Source organism: Xenophilus sp. (assembly GCF_044462705.1).
Classification (GTDB): Bacteria; Pseudomonadota; Gammaproteobacteria; order Burkholderiales; family Burkholderiaceae_C; genus Xenophilus; species Xenophilus azovorans.
The window spans coordinates 3,087-4,644 of sequence record NZ_JBIQNC010000292.1; the positions used below are offsets into that span (position 1 = coordinate 3,087).

The window sequence follows — 1,558 nt, forward strand, 5'->3', positions numbered from 1 at the left end:
ATGATGCTCAAGCGCCGCGACGCGCAGTACGGCGTCGGCCGCACCAAGGACGTGGGCGTGTGGTGGAAGTGGAAGATCGACCCGCTCAGCATCGATGCCGTGCTGGTCTACGCGCAGCGCGGCCACGGCCGGCGCGCCAGCCTCTACACCGACTACACCTTCGCCGTGTGGGGCGGCCCGCCCGGCAGCGCCGATCGCAAGCTGGTGCCCTTCGCCAAGGCCTACTCCGGCCTCACCGACGCCGAGATGGCGCGCGTCGACGCCGTCATCCGCAAGACCACCGTCGAGAGCTTCGGCCCGGTGCGCTCCGTGAAGCCCACGCTCGTCTTCGAACTCGGCTTCGAGGGCATCGCCCGCAGCACCCGCCACAAGAGCGGCGTCGCCGTGCGTTTTCCTCGCATGCTGCGCTGGCGCGAGGACAAGCCGGTGGAGGAGGCGGACACGCTGCAGACGCTGGAGGCGCTGCTGCCGCCATGAAGCGCCCGCTTGTGGACTGGTTCACCGCCCGCACCTGGAAGCCCTTCGCCTTCCAGCGCGAGGTGTGGCGAGCCATCGGAAAGGGTGAAAGCGGCCTGCTGCATGCGACCACGGGTGCCGGCAAGACCTATGCGGTGTGGCTCGGGGCGCTGCAAGCCTTCGCCGCGGCGTCCGAGGGCGGCAGGCCGCCACCGCTCACCGTGCTGTGGCTCACCCCCATGCGTGCGCTCGCAGCCGATACGCTGCGTGCGCTGAAGGAGCCGCTCGAAACCCTCGCGCCGCAGTGGTCCGCCGGCGCGCGCAGCGGCGACACGCCCTCGGGCGAACGCGCCGCGCAGGACAAGCGCCTGCCCACCGTGCTCGTCACCACGCCCGAAAGCCTGTCGCTGATGCTGGCCCGCGCCGATGCGCGCGAGATCTTCCGGCACCTGAAGCTGGTGGTGGTCGACGAATGGCACGAGCTGCTGGGCAACAAGCGCGGCGTGCAGGTGCAGCTGGCGCTGGCGCGGCTGCGCGGCTGGAATCCCGCGGTGCTCACCTGGGGCATGTCGGCCACGCTGGGCAACCTGCACGAGGCGATGCACACGCTGCTGGGGCCGGGCGCGCAGGGCACGCTGGTGCAGGGCCAGGTGCCCAAGAAGCTGGTCGTCGATTCGCTGCTGCCGGGCCGCGCCGAGCGCTTCCCCTGGGGCGGGCACCTCGGCATCACCATGCTGCCGCAGGTGGTGGCCGAGATCGAGGCCAGCAGCACCACGCTGGTCTTCACCAACACCCGCTCGCAGGCGGAGCTCTGGTACCAGGCGCTGCTGGACGCGAAGCCCGAGTGGGCCGGCGTCGTCGCGCTGCACCACGGCTCGCTCGACAAGGCGGTGCGCGAGTGGGTCGAGCTGGGGCTGAAGAACGGACAGCTCAAGGCGGTCGTGTGCACGTCGAGCCTGGACCTGGGCGTGGACTTCCTGCCGGTCGAGCGCGTGCTGCAGATCGGCTCGCCCAAGGGCGTGGCACGGCTGCTGCAGCGCGCCGGCCGCTCGGGCCATGCGCCGGGCCGGCCCTCGCGCGTGACCCTCGTGCCCACGCACAG

At 71.6% G+C, this 1,558-nt stretch carries 1 protein-coding gene and 1 pseudogene; both read left to right on the forward strand.

Annotated elements, in window-relative coordinates; translation table 11 throughout:
• Nucleotides 1-477 (forward strand): annotated as a pseudogene (locus ACIY1X_RS24945) (ATP-dependent DNA ligase); the annotation flags it as partial.
• The coding region (locus ACIY1X_RS24950) for a DEAD/DEAH box helicase (RefSeq protein WP_399685974.1) at nt 474-1,558 on the forward strand (1,085 nt) is incomplete at its 3' end. The pseudogene ACIY1X_RS24945 and the gene ACIY1X_RS24950, both read left to right, overlap by 4 nt.